Source organism: Embleya sp. NPDC056575 (assembly GCF_042793325.1).
GTDB lineage: Bacteria > Actinomycetota > Actinomycetes > Streptomycetales > Streptomycetaceae > Embleya.
On the sequence record NZ_JBHTVA010000017.1, the window covers coordinates 15,109 to 31,206 of the forward strand.

The following is a 16,098-nucleotide window of genomic DNA, read 5'->3' on the forward strand; positions in this document are numbered from 1 at the left end:
CGGCCGGCGCCGATCAGCCGCCGAACTCCCGAAGCGCGGTCATCGCGCGCTCGGTGACCTCCTTGACCGGACCGGTCGCCTGGATCGGCAGCAGGAGGTTGCGCTCCGAGTAGTAGCCGACCAGGGGTTCGGTCTGCTCCTTGTAGACGTCCAGACGGTGCCGGACGGTCTCCTCGCGGTCGTCGTCGCGCTGGTACAGCTCACTGCCGCACTCGTCGCAGATGCCGGCGACCTTCGGCGCGTCGGTCAGGATGTGACAGACGTGTCCGTTGGCCCGGCACTGCCGACGGCCCGAGATCCGCTGAATGATCTCCGAGTCGTCGACCTTGAGTTCGAGCACCACGTCCAGCTCGGTGTCGTTCTCGGCCAGGATCTCGTCGAGCACCTTGGCCTGCGCCGTGTTGCGCGGGAACCCGTCCAGGAGGAAACCTCCGGCGACGTCCGGCTGCGCCAGGCGCTCCCGGACCATGCCTATGGTCACCTCGTCGGGTACGAGGTTGCCCGCGTCCATGTAGGTCTTCGCCTCGCGGCCGAGCGGAGTGCCCTGGCTCACGTTGGCGCGGAAGATGTCACCTGTCGAGACGGCGGGAATCGACAGGTTGGCGGCGATGTACTGGGCCTGGGTTCCCTTACCCGCGCCGGGAGGCCCCACGAGAACGATACGCATTTAGCGGAGGAAGCCTTCGTAGTTGCGCTGCTGGAGCTGACTCTCGATCTGCTTCACGGTTTCCAGACCCACTCCCACGATGATCAGGATGCTCGTGCCGCCGAACGGGAAGTTCTGGTTGGCGTTGAAGAGCACGAGCGCGATGCTGGGTACCAGCGCGATCATGCCCAGGTACAACGATCCGGGCCACGTGATCCTGGTGAGGATGTAGTTCAGGTATTCCGCGGTCGGTCTGCCGGCGCGGATCCCCGGAATGAAGCCACCATACTTCTTCATGTTGTCGGCTACTTCTTCGGGGTTGAACGTGATGGCCACGTAGAAGAACGCGAAGAAGACGATCAGCAGGAAGTACGTGATCATGTACAGCGGGTGGTCGCCCTTGACGAAGTGTCGTTCGATCCACACCGCCCAGTCCGACTTGCCACCGCTGAACTGCGCGATCAGAGCCGGAATGTAGAGCAGCGACGAGGCGAAGATGACGGGGATGATGCCCGCCTGGTTCACCTTGAGCGGGATGTAGGTCGAGGTCCCGCCGTAGGCGCGACGCCCGATCATGCGCTTGGCGTACTGCACCGGAATCCGGCGCTGCGCCTGTTCCACGAAGACCACCAGGCCGACCATCACGAGGCCAATGGCGATGACGGTGAAGAACGGGATCCAACCGTCGCCGATGGTGCCCTGCTCCTTGATCGTCCACAGCGCGGCCGGGAAGCCGGCGGCGACCGAGACGAACATCAGGATCGACATGCCGTTGCCGATGCCGCGGTCGGTGATCAGCTCACCGAGCCACATGATCGTCGAGGTGCCGGCCGTCATCACGACGACCATCACGATCACCCGGAAGAGCGAGTCGTCCGGAACGATGCCCTGCGGGTCGCAGGTCGCGCTGCGGGCGCTGGAGAACAGCGCGCCGCTGCGGGCGGTGGCGATCAGCGCGGTCGCCTGGAGCACGGACAGCGCGATGGTGAGGTAGCGGGTGTACTGCGTGATCTTCGCGGTACCGGCCTGGCCCTCCTTCTTGAGGGCCTCCAGACGCGGGATCACGACGGTGAGCAGCTGGAGGATGATGCTCGCCGTGATGTACGGCATGATCCCCAGCGCGAAGATCGTGAGTTGCAGCAGCGCACCACCGCTGAACATGTTCACGAGCCCGAACAGGCTGTTCTTGTTGGAGTCCTCTACGCAAGAGCGCACCATCTCGAACGAGACGCCGGGTACCGGGATGTGCGACCCGATCCGGAATAGGACGATGATCGCCAACGTGAACAGCAGCTTCTTGCGCAGGTCGGGCGTGCGGAACGCCCTGGCGAACGCGGTGAGCACACTGCCTCCTGCGCCCCGCCCGTCTCAGGGGCGAGTCGATCGAGTCGTCGGTCCGGGAAGAGGACCACTGGTCAGGTCCCTCACAGGAACCTCACGGACAATAACAGCGCCGACGGCCCGGAAGTATCGCCCGGGCCCGACGTTCCTGCGTCATGACACAACACAAGTGAAATATGGAGCAAGTCATGTGAGGGGGTGGCGCAATGAACCCACCCCCACGGCACAGCAAACCACAGGGGCGTCACCACCTTACCGGCGTGACGCCCCTGAGCTATAGCCTCCAACGACGTCAAGGCCCGTTCGGTACCGATCCGAACGGGCCATGACGGTCATTCCTTGTCCGCGAGGGGTCAGACCGACAGTTCGTCGGCCGAACCACCCGCAGCGGCGATCTTGGTCTTGGCGGAGCCGGAGAAGGCGTGCGCCTTCACCTGAACGGCCACCGAGATCTCGCCGGTGCCCAGGACCTTGACGGGCAGGTTCTTGCGAACCGCGCCCTTCTCGATCAGACCCTCGACGGTGACCTCGCCACCGTTGGGGTACAGGGACTCGATCCTGTCCAGGTTCACGACCTGGAACTCGACCCGGAACGGGTTCTTGAAGCCCTTGAGCTTGGGCAGCCGCATGTGCAGCGGCATCTGCCCACCCTCGAAGCGGGCCGGCACCTGGTAACGAGCCTTGGTGCCCTTGGTACCACGACCGGCGGTCTTGCCCTTGGAGCCCTCGCCACGACCCACGCGGGTCTTGGCGGTCTTGGCGCCCGGGGCGGGCCGCAGGTGGTGCACCTTCAGCGGGTTGTCAGCACCCATGTCAGTCGACCTCCTCGACGGTGACGAGGTGCGACACCGTCGCGATCATGCCGCGGATCTCCGGGCGGTCCTCCTTGACGACCACGTCGTGGACGCGCTTGAGACCGAGCGAACGGAGAGTGTCCCGCTGGTTCTGCCTGCCACCGATCTTGGATCGGGTCTGCGTGACCTTGAGACGTGCCATTACGCACCAACCCCCGCGCGGGCCCGCAGGAGCGCGGCCGGGGCCACGTCCTCCAGGGGCAGGCCACGACGAGCCGCGATCTCCTCGGGGCGAACGAGCCCCTGGAGCGCCGCGACGGTCGCGTGCACGATGTTGATCGGGTTCGACGAACCGAGCGACTTGCTCAGTACGTCGTGGATGCCGGCGCACTCGAGCACGGCGCGCACGGGGCCACCGGCGATGACACCGGTACCCGGCGAGGCCGGCTTCAGGAGCACGACGCCGGCAGCCTTCTCACCCTGGATCGGGTGCGGAATGGTGCCCTGGATACGGGGGACCTTGAAGAAGTGCTTCTTGGCCTCTTCAACACCCTTGGCGATCGCGGCCGGCACCTCCTTGGCCTTGCCGTAACCGACACCTACGGTGCCGTCGCCATCGCCCACCACGACCAGCGCGGTGAAGCTGAAGCGACGTCCACCCTTCACGACCTTGGCGACGCGATTGATCGCGACGACGCGCTCGACGTAAGCGGTCTTCTCGGCGGCTGCGCCACCATCACGTCGATCCCGCCGGTCCCGCCGCTCGCCGCCGCCGGCGCCGCCACCGCGGCGCTGGGGTCCAGCCATCAGAATGTCCTCATCTGTCGTTCGAAGCTTGTCCGGAGCAGCGGGCTCAGAAGGTGAGCCCGTTTCCGCGTGCGGCATCCGCGAGAGCGGCGATGCGACCGTGGTACCTGTTGCCACCGCGGTCGAACACGACGGCCTCGACACCGGCGGCCTTCGCGCGCTCGGCGACCAATTCGCCGACCTTGCGGGCCTGGGCGGTCTTGTCGCCCTCACCACCACGGATGGACGGGTCCATCGTGGAGGCGGACGCGAGAGTGTGGCCGGCGATGTCGTCGATAACCTGCGCCACCATGTGACGGGTGGAGCGGCTCACGACGAGACGGGGCCGCAGCGGGGTGCCGGAAACCTTCTTCCGCACCCGGATGTGCCGGCGCTTGCGTGCGACAGACTTCTTCGCAACGCCCTTGCCGGTCTTCACGCCGACAGCCATGCCTACTTACCAGCCTTTCCGACCTTGCGGCGGATGACCTCGCCCGCGTACTTGACGCCCTTGGCCTTGTACGGGTCGGGCTTCCGCAGCTTGCGGATGTTCGCGGCGATTTCACCGACCTTCTGCTTGTCGATGCCCTCGACCGAAAAACGGGTGGGGGCCTCGACCGCGAAGGTGATGCCTTCCGGGGCCTCGACGACCACGGGGTGGCTGAATCCGAGCGCGAACTCCAGCGAGGAGCCCTTCTGCTGGACTCGGTAGCCGACACCGCTGATCTCGAGCTTCTTGATGTATCCCTGGGTCACACCAGTGATCATGTTCGCCACCAGCGTCCGGGACAGCCCGTGCAGGGCCTTCGAGCGACGCTCGTCGTCGGGACGGGTCACCGCGAGGGTGCCGTCCTCCGACTTGGCGATCTCGATCGGGGCGGCGATGGTGTGCGACAGGGAACCCTTGGGGCCCTTCACGACAACCTCGCGGCCATTGATGGTGACGTCCACACCGGTGGGAACCGGGATGGGGAGACGTCCGATGCGCGACATTGCTCTCCTTCCCTTCCCTTACCAGACGAAGGCGAGGACTTCCCCGCCCACGCCCTTCTTGGCCGCCTGCTTGTCGGTGAGGAGACCGGTCGACGTCGAGATGATCGCGACGCCGAGGCCACCGAGTACCTTCGGCAGGTTCGTGGACTTTGCGTACACCCGCAGACCGGGCTTCGACACGCGGCGGACGCCGGCGATCGAGCGCTCGCGGTTCGGGCCGTACTTGAGGACGACGGTGAGCTTCTTGCCCACCTCCGCGTCCTCGACGCGCCAGCCCTGGATGTAACCCTCCTGCTGGAGGATCTCCGCGATGTGCGACTTGATCTTGCTGAACGGCATCACGACATCGTCGTGGTATGCCGAGTTGGCGTTCCGCAGACGGGTCAGCATGTCTGCGATGGGGTCGGTCATGGTCATGACGGCCTCAAGGCCTTTCTCGCCGTGGTTTCCCGGCATGCGATCCCTCGTCCGCCGCCGGCCCGAAGGACGGCGGCGGACGGCGACTGCGGTGCGGGACCTACGACGTCGTTACTGTTCTCGCTCGGCCCAGCGGGCGAACGATTTGTTGCGGTAGCGGTAGCTCTCGGCCGCCGGGGCGGCCGGCGGACTACCAGCTGCTCTTGGTGACGCCCGGCAGCTCGCCGGCGTGCGCCATGGTGCGCAGGCACACACGGCACAGACCGAACTTGCGGTACACCGAGTGAGGACGGCCACAGCGCTGGCAGCGCGTGTAACCGCGAACCTCGAACTTCGGCTTGCGGGCGGCCTTTGCGATCAGGGCCTTCTTCGCCACGTCTCAGTCTCCTTGTTGCGTTCCTCAGCCGCCGAGGCGACTGCTCACGCTTCCTTGAACGGGAAGCCGAGGAGACGCAGCAGAGCGCGGCCCTCGTCGTCGTTCTTGGCGGTGGTCACCACAGTGATGTCCATGCCACGAACGCGGTCGATCTTGTCCTGGTCGATCTCGTGGAACATCGACTGCTCCGTGAGACCGAAGGTGTAGTTGCCGCGCCCGTCGAACTGCTTGGGCGAAAGCCCGCGGAAGTCGCGGATACGCGGCAGGGCGATCGACAGCAGACGGTCCAGGAACTCCCACATGCGGTCGCCGCGCAGTGTAACGTGCGCGCCGATCGGCTGACCCTCGCGCAGCTTGAACTGCGCGATGGACTTGCGGGCCTTGGTGACCTGGGGCTTCTGGCCGGTGATGGCCATCAGGTCCTTGATCGCGCCGTCGATCAGCTTGGAGTCGCGGGCGGCGTCGCCCACACCCATGTTGACCACGATCTTGGTGACACCGGGAACCTGCATGATGTTCTCGAACGAGAACTCCTCACGCAGCTTGCCCAGGATCTCCTCGCGGTAACGCTGCTTCAGACGCGGCAGTTCACGCGCCTCGGTGGTGACCGTCATCAGATGTCCTCACCGGTCCGCTTGGCGTACCGGATCTTGTTGCCCTCGTCGTCGAACCGGAAGCCGGTCCGGGTCGGGACCTTCTTACCGTCCTTCTCCACGACCAGCATCACGTTGCTGATGTGGACGGACGCTTCCTGGGTGATGATGCCGCCGGTCTTGGCACCCTTGGCGGACTGACCCACCTTGGTGTGCTTCTTGATCCGGTTGACACCCTCGACCAGGACGCGCTCCTGGGTCGGGTAGGCCGCGATGACCTTGCCCTGCTTGCCCTTGTCCTTGCCGGTGATGACCTGTACCAGGTCACCCTTCTTAATCTTCATCGCCTTCGCCATTGGTTAGAGCACCTCCGGCGCGAGCGAGATGATCTTCATGAACTTCTTCTCGCGAAGCTCACGGCCGACCGGGCCGAAAATACGGGTGCCACGGGGTTCGCCATCGTTCTTCAGGACGACGGCGGCGTTCTCGTCGAAGCGGATGTAGGAGCCGTCGACACGCCGGCGCTCCTTGACCGTCCGCACGACGACCGCCTTGATGACGTCGCCCTTCTTCACGTTGCCACCGGGGATCGCGTCCTTGACGGTGGCAACGATGACGTCCCCGATGCCCGCGTAGCGCCGGCCGGAGCCACCGAGCACACGGATGCAGAGAATCTCCTTCGCACCCGTGTTGTCGGCGACTCGCAGTCGCGACTCCTGCTGGATCACGTCTAACTCCTGATCGTCACGTCGCGGTCACGACCCACGGATGGTGGGGCGACCGGCGCTCGCTACTTGGCCTTTTCGAGGATCTCGACGATGCGCCAGCGCTTGCTGGCGGACAGCGGCCGAGTCTCCATGAGGACGACACGGTCACCGACGCCACAGGCGTTCTGCTCGTCGTGAGCCTTCAGCTTGTTCGTGCGGCGGATGACCTTGCCGTACATCGGGTGCTTCACGCGGTCCTCGACGGCGACGACGACGGTCTTGTCCATCTTGTCGCTGACGACGAGGCCCTCACGGGTCTTGCGGAATCCCCGGGCTGCTTCAGTCATCTCAGTCTTCTCGCTCACGCCGCGCCTCCGGTCTCCTGCACGTCGATGCCCAGCTCGCGCTCGCGCATCAGCGTGTAGATCCGGGCGATGTCCTTACGGACAGCCTTGAGCCGCCCGTGGTTTTCGAGCTGCCCGGTCGCCGCCTGGAAACGGAGGTTGAACAGCTCCTCCTTGGCTTCGCGGAGCTTGGCGACGATCTCCTCGTCACCGAGTTCGCGGAGCTCGGACGCCTTGGTAACGGCCGCCATCACGCCTCACCAGCCTCGCGCCGGACGATCCGGCACTTCATCGGCAGCTTGTGCACGGCGCGGGTGAGCGCCTCACGAGCCACCTTCTCGTTCGGGTACGACAGTTCGAACATCACCCGACCGGGCTTGACGTTCGCGACCCACCACTCGGGCGAGCCCTTACCGGAACCCATGCGGGTCTCGGCAGGCTTCTTGGTCAGCGGACGGTCGGGGTAGATGTTGATCCACACCTTGCCACCACGGCGGATGTGCCGGGTGATGGCGATACGAGCGGACTCGATCTGACGGTTGGTGACGTACGCCTGGCCGAGGGCCTGGATGCCGTACTCGCCGAACGCCAGTTCCGTACCGCCCTTGGCGCGGCCACCACGCTTGGGGTGGTGCTGCTTGCGGTGCTTGACCCTGCGGGGGATCAGCATCGGGGTCAGGCCTCCGATCCGGATTCGGGCGCCGAGTTCACAGCCTCGGCCGCCGGCGCGGAACCGGTGTCCGAGGAACCGGTGGCCTGCGCGTCGTTCTGCTGCGGACGTCCGCCGCGGCCACCACGGCCACCGCGCTCGCCACCACGACCGCCGCCACCCTCGCCGCGGCGGGGACGCTCGGGAGCGCCACCACGGGCGGGACGGTTGCTGGCACGCGCCGCGGCGTTCTCGGCACGGACCTCGGCGATGTTCTTCACGTCGCCCTTGTAGATCCACACCTTCACACCGATGCGACCGAACGTCGTACGGGCCTCGAAGAAGCCGTAGTCGACGTTGGCGCGCAGCGTGTGCAGCGGCACACGACCCTCGCGGTAGAACTCCGAGCGGGACATCTCGGCCCCACCCAGGCGACCACCGCACTGGATCTTGATGCCCTTGGCCCCGGCCTTCATGGAGCTCTGCATCGCCTTGCGCATCGCGCGGCGGAAGGACACGCGGCTCGAAAGCTGCTCGGCCACACCCTGCGCGACCAGCTGGGCGTCCACCTCGGGGTTCTTGACCTCGAGGATGTTCAGCTGGACCTGCTTGCCGGTGAGCTTCTCCAGCTCACCGCGGATGCGGTCGGCCTCCGCACCACGACGGCCGATGACGATGCCCGGCCGGGCGGTGTGGATGTCGACGCGGACGCGCTCACGGGTGCGCTCGATCTCGACCTTCGAGATCCCGGCGCGCTCCATGCCCTTCGTCATCATCTGACGAATCTTGACGTCCTCGCCGACGTAGTCCTTGTACAGCTTGTCGGCGTACCACCGGGACTTGAAGTCCGTGGTGATGCCGAGACGGAACCCGTGCGGGTTAACCTTCTGGCCCACTAGCGGGTCCTCTCCTTCTCGGCGACAACCACGGTGATGTGGCTGGTGCGCTTGCGGATGCGGTACGCCCGGCCCTGTGCCCGCGGACGGAAACGCTTGAGGGTCGGACCCTCGTCCACGTAGGCGGAGGACACGTACAGGTTGTTCGTGTCCAGGTTGTGGTTGTGACCGGCGTTGGCAATGGCGCTGTCCAGCACCTTGCCGACCGGCTCACTCGCGGCCTGCGGGGCGAATCGCAGGACCGCCTGGGCCTCCGCGGCGTTCATGCCACGGATGAGGTCCACCACACGGCGGGCCTTCATGGGCGTGACGCGGATGTACCGCGCCTGAGCCCTGGCTTCCATCGACGTCCCCTTGCTCATCTCGATATCCATGCGATTCGCCGCGTCAGCGACGACGCGACTTCCGGTCGTCCTTCTCGTGACCGCGGAAGGTCCGAGTCGGCGCGAACTCGCCGAGCTTGTGGCCGACCATCGACTCGGTCACGAACACCGGGACGTGCTTGCGGCCGTCGTGCACCGCGATCGTGTGGCCCAACATCGCCGGGACGATCATCGAGCGGCGGGACCAGGTCTTGATGACGTTCTTGGTGCCCTTGTCGTTCTGTACGTCCACCTTCTTGATGAGGTGGCCGTCGACGAAGGGTCCCTTCTTCAGACTGCGCGGCATCGAGACTGCTCCTAGCGCTTCTTGTTCGTCTTGCGGCGGCGGATGATGAGCTTGTCGCTGGCCTTCTTCGGCCGACGAGTACGACCCTCGGGCTTGCCCCAGGGGCTCACCGGGTGGCGACCACCGGAGGTCTTGCCCTCACCACCACCGTGCGGGTGGTCGATGGGGTTCATCGCCACACCGCGGACGGTCGGGCGCTTGCCCTTCCAGCGCATGCGACCGGCCTTGCCCCAGTTGATGTTCGACTGCTCGGCATTGCCGATCTCGCCGATCGTCGCCCGGCAGCGCACGTCCACCAGGCGAATCTCGCCCGAGGGCATGCGGAGGGTCGCGTGGGCGCCCTCCTTCGCCAGCAGCTGCACGCTGACACCCGCGGAGCGGGCGATCTTCGCGCCGCCACCGGGCCGGAGCTCGATGGCGTGGATGACCGTACCGACCGGGATGTTCCGGAGCGGCATGTTGTTGCCCGGCTTGATGTCGGCGCCCGGACCGTTCTCGATCCGGTCGCCCTGCTTCAGCTTGTTCGGGCACAGGATGTAGCGCTTCTCGCCGTCCGCGTAGTGCAGGAGAGCGATGCGCGCGGTGCGGTTCGGGTCGTACTCGATGTGCGCGACCTTGGCCGGAACGCCGTCCTTGTCGTTGCGCCGGAAGTCGATCAGTCGGTACGCGCGCTTGTGTCCGCCACCCTGGTGGCGAGCGGTCACGCGACCGTGGTTGTTACGACCACCCTTGCTGTGCAGAGGGCGGACCAGCGACTTCTCCGGCTCGGACCGCGTGATCTCGACGAAGTCGGCGACGCTGGCGCCACGACGGCCCGGCGTCGTCGGCTTGTACTTGCGGATGCCCATGGCTTCTCTTAGTCCTCGTCCGTATCAGCGGCCGTCAGCCGACGGGTCCACCGAAGATGTCGATCCGCTCGCCCTCTGCAAGGGTGACGATCGCGCGCTTCGTGTCCTTGCGCTTGCCGAAACCGGTCTTGGTGCGCTTGCGCTTACCGACGCGGTTGATCGTGTTGACGCTCTCGACCTTGACCCCGAAGACCGCGATGACGGCCTGCTTGATCTGGGTCTTGTTGGCGTCGGGGTGCACGATGAACGTGTACTTGTTCTCGTCGATGAGCCCGTAGCTCTTCTCCGAGATCACCGGCTTCAGCAGCACGTCGCGCGGGTCGGTGTAGGTCTTGCTGGTGACCTTCGTCGTGCTCTCGACGGTGTCGGTGCTCACGCGATGCTCCCTTCGAGCTCGTCGGAGCCCGCGACCGCCGAGGCGGCCTTCGCCGGTCCGGCGATGAAGCGCTCCAGAGCGGCCTTCGTGAAGACCACGTCGTCGGAGACGAGCACGTCGTAGGTGTTCAGCTGCCCGACCTCGAGCACGTGCACCTGCGGGAGGTTGCGAGCGCTCAGCCAGGCGGCGGTGTCGGACTTCTCGACGACCAGGAGCAGGTTCTTGCGCTCGCTGATCTTGCCGAGGAGGGTCTTCGCGGCCTTGACCGAAGGCGTCTCGCCCTCGACCAGCGCGGAGACGCAGTGGATGCGCTCGTGCCGAGCCCGGTCCGAGAGGGCGCCGCGCAGGGCGGACGCCTTCATCTTCTTCGGGGTCCGCTGCTCGTAGTCGCGCGGCACGGGACCGTGCACGACGCCACCACCGGCGAACTGCGGCGCGCGGGTCGAGCCCTGACGGGCGCGACCGGTGCCCTTCTGGCGGTACGGCTTGCGCCCACCGCCGCGGACCTCGCCACGAGTCTTGGTCTTGTGCGTGCCCTGACGGGCGGCGGCGAGCTGCGCCACGACGACCTGGTGGATCGTCGGGATGCTCACCTGGACGTCGAAGATCCCCGCGGGGAGCTCGATCGTCCCGGACTTGTCGCCGGCGGGCGAAAGAACGTCAATGCTGGTCATGAGATTCACACACCCTTCGCCGCAGTGCGCACCAGAACCAGGCCGCCGTTCGGACCGGGGACCGCACCCTTGATCAGGAGCAGGCCCTTCTCCGCGTCCACGGCGTGAACGGTCAGGTTCTGGGTGGAAACGCGCTCGTTGCCCATGCGGCCCGCCATGCGCACACCCTTGAACACACGACCCGGGGTGGCGCAGCCACCGATCGAGCCGGGCGAGCGGTGCTTGCGCTGCGTACCGTGCGAGCTGCCGAGACCCTTGAAGCCGTGTCGCTTCATGACACCGGCCGTGCCCTTGCCCTTCGAGGTGCCCATGACGTCGACCTTCTGGCCGGCCTCGAACACATCGGCGGTGATCTCCTGGGCCGGCGTGTACTCGCCGGCGTCGGAGGTACGGAGCTCGACCAGGTGGCGACGCGGGGTCACGCCGGCCTTGGCGAAGTGGCCGGCGAGCGGCTTGTTCACCTTGCGCGGGTCGATCGCGCCGAACGCGATCTGGACGGCGGAGTAGCCGTCGACCTCGGCGGTGCGGACCTGGGTCACGACGCAGGGCCCGGCCTCGACCACAGTCACTGGAACGACGCGGTTGTTCTCGTCCCAGACCTGGGTCATGCCGAGCTTCTTGCCCAGGATGCCCTTCATCTGCTTCGTCATCGTCGGTGCGTCCTCAGAGCTTGATCTCGATGTCGACGCCGGCCGGCAGGTCGAGACGCATGAGCGAGTCGACCGTCTTCGGCGTGGGGTCGAGGATGTCGATGAGCCGCTTGTGAGTGCGCATCTCGAAGTGCTCGCGCGAGTCCTTGTACTTGTGCGGCGAGCGGATGACGCAGTACACGTTCTTCTCGGTCGGCAGCGGCACCGGTCCCGCAACCTGCGCACCAGTACGCGTCACCGTCTCGACGATCTTCTTCGCCGAGCTGTCGATGACCTCGTGGTCGTAGGCCTTGAGCCTGATGCGGATCTTCTGTCCCGCCATGGCTGCTTCGAATTCCTTCTCTCGTACCGCTGCGGATCACCCCCGCTGACACGGGGAGAAGACTTGGGCTGAAAACCCCTCGGGGTTTCCCTTCCCCGCCGACCCCCGCGGTCGGGCGTGTCGCCTTGTTGCTCACAAGCGCCCCTTGGAAACCCTTACGGGCGGCCTGGGGGCCTGGGCAACGTACGCTCGGCGTCACCTTCGCTGCGGCAAGCGAAAGGACGGCACGAGGTCACTAAGCGACGACGCCGGCTGCATGGGTGGCAGGACAGAAGTCCACCGATTGATCGGAGCCAACGGGGGCGCGCTACGTACCGTCTTCGCGACAGGCACGGCGCAGCCCGTTGTCCATCCGAGCAACTTGGCTAGTATGCCCCACCGATGGCGGGCTTGGCCAATCGAGCGGCTCCCCCGGGTTGGAGAGAGCCCCCGAGCAATGGATATCCGGTCCCACCTAGGGGGTGGAATCGATCCGGACAAAGTCCCGCCCGCCGACCCAGGTGGACCGGCGGGCGGGATTTCATCACTTCTTGATCTTGACGACCTGGCCGGCGCCCACGGTGCGGCCACCCTCGCGGATGGCGAAACGCAGGCCCTCTTCCATGGCGATCGGCTGGATCAGCGCGACGTCCATGCCGGTGTTGTCACCCGGCATGACCATCTCGGTGCCCTCGGGGAGGGTCACCACGCCGGTCACGTCCGTCGTACGGAAGTAGAACTGCGGCCGGTAGTTGTTGAAGAAGGGGGTGTGACGGCCACCCTCGTCCTTCGACAGGATGTAGACCTGGGCCTCGAACTCGGTGTGCGGCGTGACCGAACCCGGCTTGATGATGACCTGGCCGCGCTCGACGTCCTCGCGCTTGATGCCGCGGAGGAGCAGACCGACGTTCTCGCCCGCCTGGCCCTCGTCGAGCAGCTTGCGGAACATCTCGATGCCGGTGACCGTGGTGGTGGTCTTGGTCTCCTTGATGCCGACGATGTCGACAGTCTCGTTGACCTTGACGATGCCACGCTCGATGCGGCCGGTGACGACCGTGCCACGACCGGTGATCGTGAAGACGTCCTCGACGGGCATGAGGAACGGCTTGTCGGTGTCACGCGGCGGGGTCGGGATCGCCTCGTCGACGGCGGCCATCAGCTCCAGGAGCTTGCCACCCCACTCCTTGTCGCCCTCGAGCGCCTTGAGCGCCGAGACCCGCACGACCGGAAGGTCGTCGCCCGGGAACTCGTACTCGGAGAGGAGCTCGCGCACCTCGAGCTCGACGAGCTCCAGGATCTCCTCGTCGTCCACCATGTCGGCCTTGTTCAGCGCGACCACGATGTACGGAACACCGACCTGGCGGGCCAGGAGCACGTGCTCCTTGGTCTGCGGCATCGGGCCGTCGGTGGCGGCGACCACGAGGATCGCGCCGTCCATCTGCGCGGCACCGGTGATCATGTTCTTGATGTAGTCGGCGTGCCCGGGGCAGTCGACGTGCGCGTAGTGACGGTTCTCCGTCTGGTACTCGACGTGCGCGATCGAGATGGTGATACCGCGCTGCCGCTCCTCCGGCGCCTTGTCGATCTGGTCGAACGGCGTGAAGGGGTTCAGGTCCGGGTACGCGTCGTGCAGCACCTTGGTAATCGCCGCGGTCAGCGTCGTCTTACCGTGGTCGATGTGACCAATGGTGCCGATGTTGACGTGCGGCTTAGTCCGCTCGAACTTAGCCTTCGCCACTGGGGTCCTCCTGTGGACTGGTTCTTTACGCCGTACGACGTCGGGTATCGGGGGTGAGCCGGGGCGGAGGCCCCGGAGTCCGGTCACGGACCCCGGGTCCCCCAGGTATCGCTGGTGCCGCGCCTGCGGTGATTACTCGCCGCGCGACTTGGCGATGATCTCCTCGGCGACGTTCCTCGGAACCTCGGCGTAGGAGTCGAACTGCATCGAGTAGCTCGCGCGACCCGAGGTCTTGCTGCGGAGGTCGCCGACATAGCCGAACATCTCCGACAGCGGGACCAAAGCCTTGACGACACGCGCACCGAAGCGCTCGTCCATGGCCTGGATCTGGCCGCGACGCGAGTTGAGGTCGCCGATCACATCGCCCATGTAGTCCTCGGGCGTGGTGACCTCGACGGCCATCATCGGCTCGAGAAGAGCCGGCGACGCCTGCCGAGCCGCTTCCTTGAACGCCTGCGAACCGGCGATCTTGAAGGCGAGTTCGGACGAGTCGACCTCGTGGTAGCCACCGTCGATCAGCGTCAGACGCACGCCGACCATCGGGTAGCCCGCGAGTACGCCGTACTGCATGGCCTCCTGCGCGCCCGCGTCGACCGAGGGGATGTACTCCCTCGGGATGCGGCCACCGGTGACCTTGTTGACGAACTCGTACGCGTCGCCCTCGAGCGGCTCGAGCGCGATCTGCACCTTGGCGAACTGACCGGTACCACCGGTCTGCTTCTTGTGCGTGTAGTCCACACGCTCGACGACCTTGCGGATCGTCTCGCGGTAGGCCACCTGCGGCTTGCCGACGTTGGCCTCCACGCGGAACTCGCGCTTCATCCGGTCGACGAGCACTTCGAGGTGCAGCTCGCCCATGCCACCGATGATGGTCTGGCCGGTCTCCTCCTCGGTGTGCACCTGGAAGGAGGGGTCCTCGGCGGCGAGGGACTGGATGGCGACACCCAGCTTCTCCTGGTCGCCCTTGGACTTCGGCTCGATCGCGACCTCGATGACCGGGGCCGGGAACGTCATCGACTCCAGGATCACCGCGTTGGACGGGTCGCAGAGCGTCTCGCCGGTGGTGGTGTCCTTCAGACCCATCACCGCGATGATGTCGCCCGCGCCGACCGACGGGATCTCCTCACGCTTGTTCGCGTGCATCCGGTAGATCTTGCCGATGCGCTCCTTCTTGCCCTTCACCGAGTTCAGCACGGAGCTGCCGGCTTCCAGGACACCCGAGTAGACCCGGACGAAGGTGAGCTTGCCGAGGTGCGGGTCACGCATGATCTTGAACGCCAGGCCCGCGAAGGGCTCGTCGTCGCTCGGCTGGCGAACGATGACTTCCTCTTCGTTGTTGACCGCGTGACCCTGGATGCCCTCGATGTCGAGCGGCGACGGCAGGTAGCGCACGACCGCGTCGAGCAGGGGCTGGACGCCCTTGTTCTTGAACGCGGTACCGCAGAACACGGGGGTGAACGTGGGCTTGCCCTTGTTCTCACCCTTGGTCGACGCGATGGTCGCGCGACGGATCGCGGCGATCAGCTGCTCCGTGTCGGGCTCCTGGCCCTCCAGGTACAGCTCCATCATCTGGTCGTCGTATTCGGCGATCGTCTCGAGCAGCTTGCCGCGGTATTCGGCGGCAGCCTCGACGTGCGTGGCCGGGATGTCGACGACGTCGTACATCTCGCCCTTGGCCGCCTCGGCGGACCAGACCAGCGCCTTCATGGCGACCAGGTCGACAACGCCCTGGAAGTCCATCTCGGTGCCGATCGGCAGCTGCATGACCAGCGGAACCGCGCCCAGGCGCGCGTCGATCATGTCGACGCAGCGGTGGAACTCGGCGCCGGTGCGGTCGAGCTTGTTCACGAAGCAGATGCGCGGCACGCCGTACCGGTCGGCCTGACGCCAAACGGTCTCGGACTGCGGCTCCACGCCGGCGACACCGTCGAAGACGGTGACGGCGCCGTCGAGCACGCGCAGCGAACGCTCCACCTCGACGGTGAAGTCGACGTGGCCCGGGGTGTCGATGATGTTGATCGTGTGATCGACGTCGTCGAGCGTCCAGTGACAGGTCGTCGCGGCAGACGTGATGGTGATGCCGCGCTCCTGCTCCTGTTCCATCCAGTCCATGGTGGCAGCGCCCTCATGAACCTCACCGATCTTGTAGTTGACCCCGGTGTAGAACAGGATCCGCTCGGTGGTGGTGGTCTTGCCCGCGTCGATGTGGGCCATGATGCCGATGTTTCGGACCTTGGCCAGATCAAGAGCAGTGGTAGCCATCGTGGCTTGTCTTCTCTCGGCTTCTCGTCGTTGCGGGT

25 protein-coding genes are annotated in these 16,098 nt (G+C 66.0%); all 25 read right to left on the reverse strand.

Features of this window, described 5'->3' with window-relative positions:
- Window positions 1-13: 13 nt before the first annotated feature.
- The 25 genes from ACFRCG_RS15545 to fusA all read right to left on the reverse strand — a co-directional run bounded on the left by ACFRCG_RS15545 (window position 14) and on the right by fusA (window position 16,060).
- On the reverse strand, window positions 14-667 hold the full coding sequence (locus ACFRCG_RS15545) for an adenylate kinase (RefSeq protein WP_380031790.1): 654 nt from the start codon (window positions 665-667) through the stop codon (window positions 14-16).
- Window positions 668-1,990: a preprotein translocase subunit SecY gene (gene secY / locus ACFRCG_RS15550; protein WP_078975723.1), complete on the reverse strand. Its 1,323-nt coding sequence runs from the start codon at window positions 1,988-1,990 to the stop codon at window positions 668-670.
- A 350-nt stretch (window positions 1,991-2,340) separates the two neighbouring features.
- Complete coding sequence (gene rplO, locus ACFRCG_RS15555) at window positions 2,341-2,799, reverse strand: 50S ribosomal protein L15 (protein WP_380005415.1); 459 nt, start codon at window positions 2,797-2,799, stop codon at window positions 2,341-2,343.
- 1 nt (window position 2,800) lies between these two features.
- Window positions 2,801-2,983, reverse strand: coding sequence for a 50S ribosomal protein L30 (rpmD, locus tag ACFRCG_RS15560; protein ID WP_020549219.1), 183 nt, complete (start codon window positions 2,981-2,983; stop codon window positions 2,801-2,803).
- On the reverse strand, window positions 2,983-3,588 hold the full coding sequence (gene rpsE, locus ACFRCG_RS15565) for a 30S ribosomal protein S5 (protein WP_020549220.1): 606 nt from the start codon (window positions 3,586-3,588) through the stop codon (window positions 2,983-2,985). Before rpsE ends, rpmD begins: the two co-directional genes overlap by 1 nt.
- A 46-nt stretch (window positions 3,589-3,634) precedes the next feature.
- Window positions 3,635-4,018 carry a 50S ribosomal protein L18 gene (rplR, locus tag ACFRCG_RS15570; RefSeq protein ID WP_380005417.1) on the reverse strand — a complete coding sequence of 128 codons (384 nt, stop codon included), beginning with the start codon at window positions 4,016-4,018 and terminating at the stop codon, window positions 3,635-3,637.
- A gap of 2 nt (window positions 4,019-4,020) precedes the next feature.
- Window positions 4,021-4,560, reverse strand: a complete 540-nt coding sequence (rplF, locus tag ACFRCG_RS15575; protein WP_380031792.1) for a 50S ribosomal protein L6 — start codon at window positions 4,558-4,560, stop codon at window positions 4,021-4,023.
- An 18-nt stretch (window positions 4,561-4,578) separates the two neighbouring features.
- Window positions 4,579-4,977 carry a 30S ribosomal protein S8 gene (gene rpsH / locus ACFRCG_RS15580; RefSeq protein WP_020549223.1) on the reverse strand — a complete coding sequence of 133 codons (399 nt, stop codon included), beginning with the start codon at window positions 4,975-4,977 and terminating at the stop codon, window positions 4,579-4,581.
- 190 nt (window positions 4,978-5,167) lie between these two features.
- On the reverse strand, window positions 5,168-5,353 hold the full coding sequence (locus tag ACFRCG_RS15585; protein ID WP_020549224.1) for a type Z 30S ribosomal protein S14: 186 nt from the start codon (window positions 5,351-5,353) through the stop codon (window positions 5,168-5,170).
- Between the two features lie 44 nt (window positions 5,354-5,397).
- Complete coding sequence (gene rplE / locus ACFRCG_RS15590; protein WP_078975727.1) at window positions 5,398-5,967, reverse strand: 50S ribosomal protein L5; 570 nt, start codon at window positions 5,965-5,967, stop codon at window positions 5,398-5,400.
- Window positions 5,967-6,290 carry a 50S ribosomal protein L24 gene (rplX, locus tag ACFRCG_RS15595; protein WP_078979278.1) on the reverse strand — a complete coding sequence of 108 codons (324 nt, stop codon included), beginning with the start codon at window positions 6,288-6,290 and terminating at the stop codon, window positions 5,967-5,969. Before rplX ends, rplE begins: the two co-directional genes overlap by 1 nt.
- Window positions 6,291-6,305: 15 nt before the next feature.
- Entirely contained in the window at window positions 6,306-6,674 is a 369-nt protein-coding gene (gene rplN, locus ACFRCG_RS15600) for a 50S ribosomal protein L14 (RefSeq protein ID WP_078975728.1), read from the reverse strand.
- 62 nt (window positions 6,675-6,736) lie between these two features.
- Complete coding sequence (gene rpsQ / locus ACFRCG_RS15605; protein ID WP_020549228.1) at window positions 6,737-7,018, reverse strand: 30S ribosomal protein S17; 282 nt, start codon at window positions 7,016-7,018, stop codon at window positions 6,737-6,739.
- Complete coding sequence (rpmC, locus tag ACFRCG_RS15610; RefSeq protein WP_020549229.1) at window positions 7,015-7,248, reverse strand: 50S ribosomal protein L29; 234 nt, start codon at window positions 7,246-7,248, stop codon at window positions 7,015-7,017. Before rpmC ends, rpsQ begins: the two co-directional genes overlap by 4 nt.
- Window positions 7,248-7,667 (reverse strand): 50S ribosomal protein L16, encoded by a 420-nt coding sequence (gene rplP / locus ACFRCG_RS15615; RefSeq protein ID WP_020549230.1) that lies wholly within the window; start codon window positions 7,665-7,667, stop codon window positions 7,248-7,250. The genes rpmC and rplP overlap by 1 nt, the downstream gene beginning before the upstream one ends.
- A 5-nt stretch (window positions 7,668-7,672) precedes the next feature.
- Window positions 7,673-8,542: a 30S ribosomal protein S3 gene (gene rpsC / locus ACFRCG_RS15620; RefSeq protein WP_126636169.1), complete on the reverse strand. Its 870-nt coding sequence runs from the start codon at window positions 8,540-8,542 to the stop codon at window positions 7,673-7,675.
- On the reverse strand, window positions 8,542-8,886 hold the full coding sequence (gene rplV / locus ACFRCG_RS15625; protein ID WP_078979279.1) for a 50S ribosomal protein L22: 345 nt from the start codon (window positions 8,884-8,886) through the stop codon (window positions 8,542-8,544). The genes rpsC and rplV overlap by 1 nt, the downstream gene beginning before the upstream one ends.
- A gap of 43 nt (window positions 8,887-8,929) precedes the next feature.
- Entirely contained in the window at window positions 8,930-9,211 is a 282-nt protein-coding gene (rpsS, locus tag ACFRCG_RS15630) for a 30S ribosomal protein S19 (RefSeq protein ID WP_020549233.1), read from the reverse strand.
- An 11-nt stretch (window positions 9,212-9,222) separates the two neighbouring features.
- On the reverse strand, window positions 9,223-10,059 hold the full coding sequence (gene rplB, locus ACFRCG_RS15635; RefSeq protein ID WP_355532991.1) for a 50S ribosomal protein L2: 837 nt from the start codon (window positions 10,057-10,059) through the stop codon (window positions 9,223-9,225).
- 34 nt (window positions 10,060-10,093) lie between these two features.
- Window positions 10,094-10,435: a 50S ribosomal protein L23 gene (gene rplW, locus ACFRCG_RS15640; RefSeq protein ID WP_020549235.1), complete on the reverse strand. Its 342-nt coding sequence runs from the start codon at window positions 10,433-10,435 to the stop codon at window positions 10,094-10,096.
- Window positions 10,432-11,109: a 50S ribosomal protein L4 gene (gene rplD, locus ACFRCG_RS15645; protein ID WP_078975730.1), complete on the reverse strand. Its 678-nt coding sequence runs from the start codon at window positions 11,107-11,109 to the stop codon at window positions 10,432-10,434. Before rplD ends, rplW begins: the two co-directional genes overlap by 4 nt.
- Before the next feature lie 5 nt (window positions 11,110-11,114).
- The gene (rplC, locus tag ACFRCG_RS15650) at window positions 11,115-11,759 is read right to left on the reverse strand and encodes a 50S ribosomal protein L3 (RefSeq protein WP_380005421.1); all 645 of its coding nucleotides are present in this window, start codon (window positions 11,757-11,759) and stop codon (window positions 11,115-11,117) included.
- A 13-nt stretch (window positions 11,760-11,772) separates the two neighbouring features.
- Entirely contained in the window at window positions 11,773-12,081 is a 309-nt protein-coding gene (gene rpsJ / locus ACFRCG_RS15655; RefSeq protein ID WP_020549238.1) for a 30S ribosomal protein S10, read from the reverse strand.
- 523 nt (window positions 12,082-12,604) lie between these two features.
- Entirely contained in the window at window positions 12,605-13,798 is a 1,194-nt protein-coding gene (gene tuf / locus ACFRCG_RS15660) for an elongation factor Tu (RefSeq protein WP_380031794.1), read from the reverse strand.
- Window positions 13,799-13,930: 132 nt separating this feature from the next.
- Window positions 13,931-16,060: an elongation factor G gene (gene fusA / locus ACFRCG_RS15665; protein WP_078975733.1), complete on the reverse strand. Its 2,130-nt coding sequence runs from the start codon at window positions 16,058-16,060 to the stop codon at window positions 13,931-13,933.
- Window positions 16,061-16,098: the final 38 nt, after the last annotated feature.

What these genes read in the sequence shown, in the direction of transcription:
- rpsJ (WP_020549238.1), bottom strand. Translation starts at nt 12,081, where the DNA reads ATGGCGGGACAGAAGATCCGCATCAGGCTCAAGGCCTACGACCACGAG.
- rplO (WP_380005415.1), bottom strand. Translation starts at nt 2,799, where the DNA reads ATGGGTGCTGACAACCCGCTGAAGGTGCACCACCTGCGGCCCGCCCCG.
- fusA (WP_078975733.1), bottom strand. Translation starts at nt 16,060, where the DNA reads ATGGCTACCACTGCTCTTGATCTGGCCAAGGTCCGAAACATCGGCATC.
- rplF (WP_380031792.1), bottom strand. Translation starts at nt 4,560, where the DNA reads ATGTCGCGCATCGGACGTCTCCCCATCCCGGTTCCCACCGGTGTGGAC.
- rplD (WP_078975730.1), bottom strand. Translation starts at nt 11,109, where the DNA reads ATGACCAGCATTGACGTTCTTTCGCCCGCCGGCGACAAGTCCGGGACG.
- rplR (WP_380005417.1), bottom strand. Translation starts at nt 4,018, where the DNA reads ATGGCTGTCGGCGTGAAGACCGGCAAGGGCGTTGCGAAGAAGTCTGTC.
- rplP (WP_020549230.1), bottom strand. Translation starts at nt 7,667, where the DNA reads ATGCTGATCCCCCGCAGGGTCAAGCACCGCAAGCAGCACCACCCCAAG.
- rplB (WP_355532991.1), bottom strand. Translation starts at nt 10,059, where the DNA reads ATGGGCATCCGCAAGTACAAGCCGACGACGCCGGGCCGTCGTGGCGCC.
- rplX (WP_078979278.1), bottom strand. Translation starts at nt 6,290, where the DNA reads ATGAAGATTAAGAAGGGTGACCTGGTACAGGTCATCACCGGCAAGGAC.
- ACFRCG_RS15545 (WP_380031790.1), bottom strand. Translation starts at nt 667, where the DNA reads ATGCGTATCGTTCTCGTGGGGCCTCCCGGCGCGGGTAAGGGAACCCAG.
- rpmC (WP_020549229.1), bottom strand. Translation starts at nt 7,248, where the DNA reads ATGGCGGCCGTTACCAAGGCGTCCGAGCTCCGCGAACTCGGTGACGAG.
- rplC (WP_380005421.1), bottom strand. Translation starts at nt 11,759, where the DNA reads ATGACGAAGCAGATGAAGGGCATCCTGGGCAAGAAGCTCGGCATGACC.
- rpsE (WP_020549220.1), bottom strand. Translation starts at nt 3,588, where the DNA reads ATGGCTGGACCCCAGCGCCGCGGTGGCGGCGCCGGCGGCGGCGAGCGG.
- rpsH (WP_020549223.1), bottom strand. Translation starts at nt 4,977, where the DNA reads ATGACCATGACCGACCCCATCGCAGACATGCTGACCCGTCTGCGGAAC.
- rplV (WP_078979279.1), bottom strand. Translation starts at nt 8,886, where the DNA reads ATGGAAGCCAGGGCTCAGGCGCGGTACATCCGCGTCACGCCCATGAAG.
- rpmD (WP_020549219.1), bottom strand. Translation starts at nt 2,983, where the DNA reads ATGGCACGTCTCAAGGTCACGCAGACCCGATCCAAGATCGGTGGCAGG.
- rplE (WP_078975727.1), bottom strand. Translation starts at nt 5,967, where the DNA reads ATGACGGTCACCACCGAGGCGCGTGAACTGCCGCGTCTGAAGCAGCGT.
- rpsS (WP_020549233.1), bottom strand. Translation starts at nt 9,211, where the DNA reads ATGCCGCGCAGTCTGAAGAAGGGACCCTTCGTCGACGGCCACCTCATC.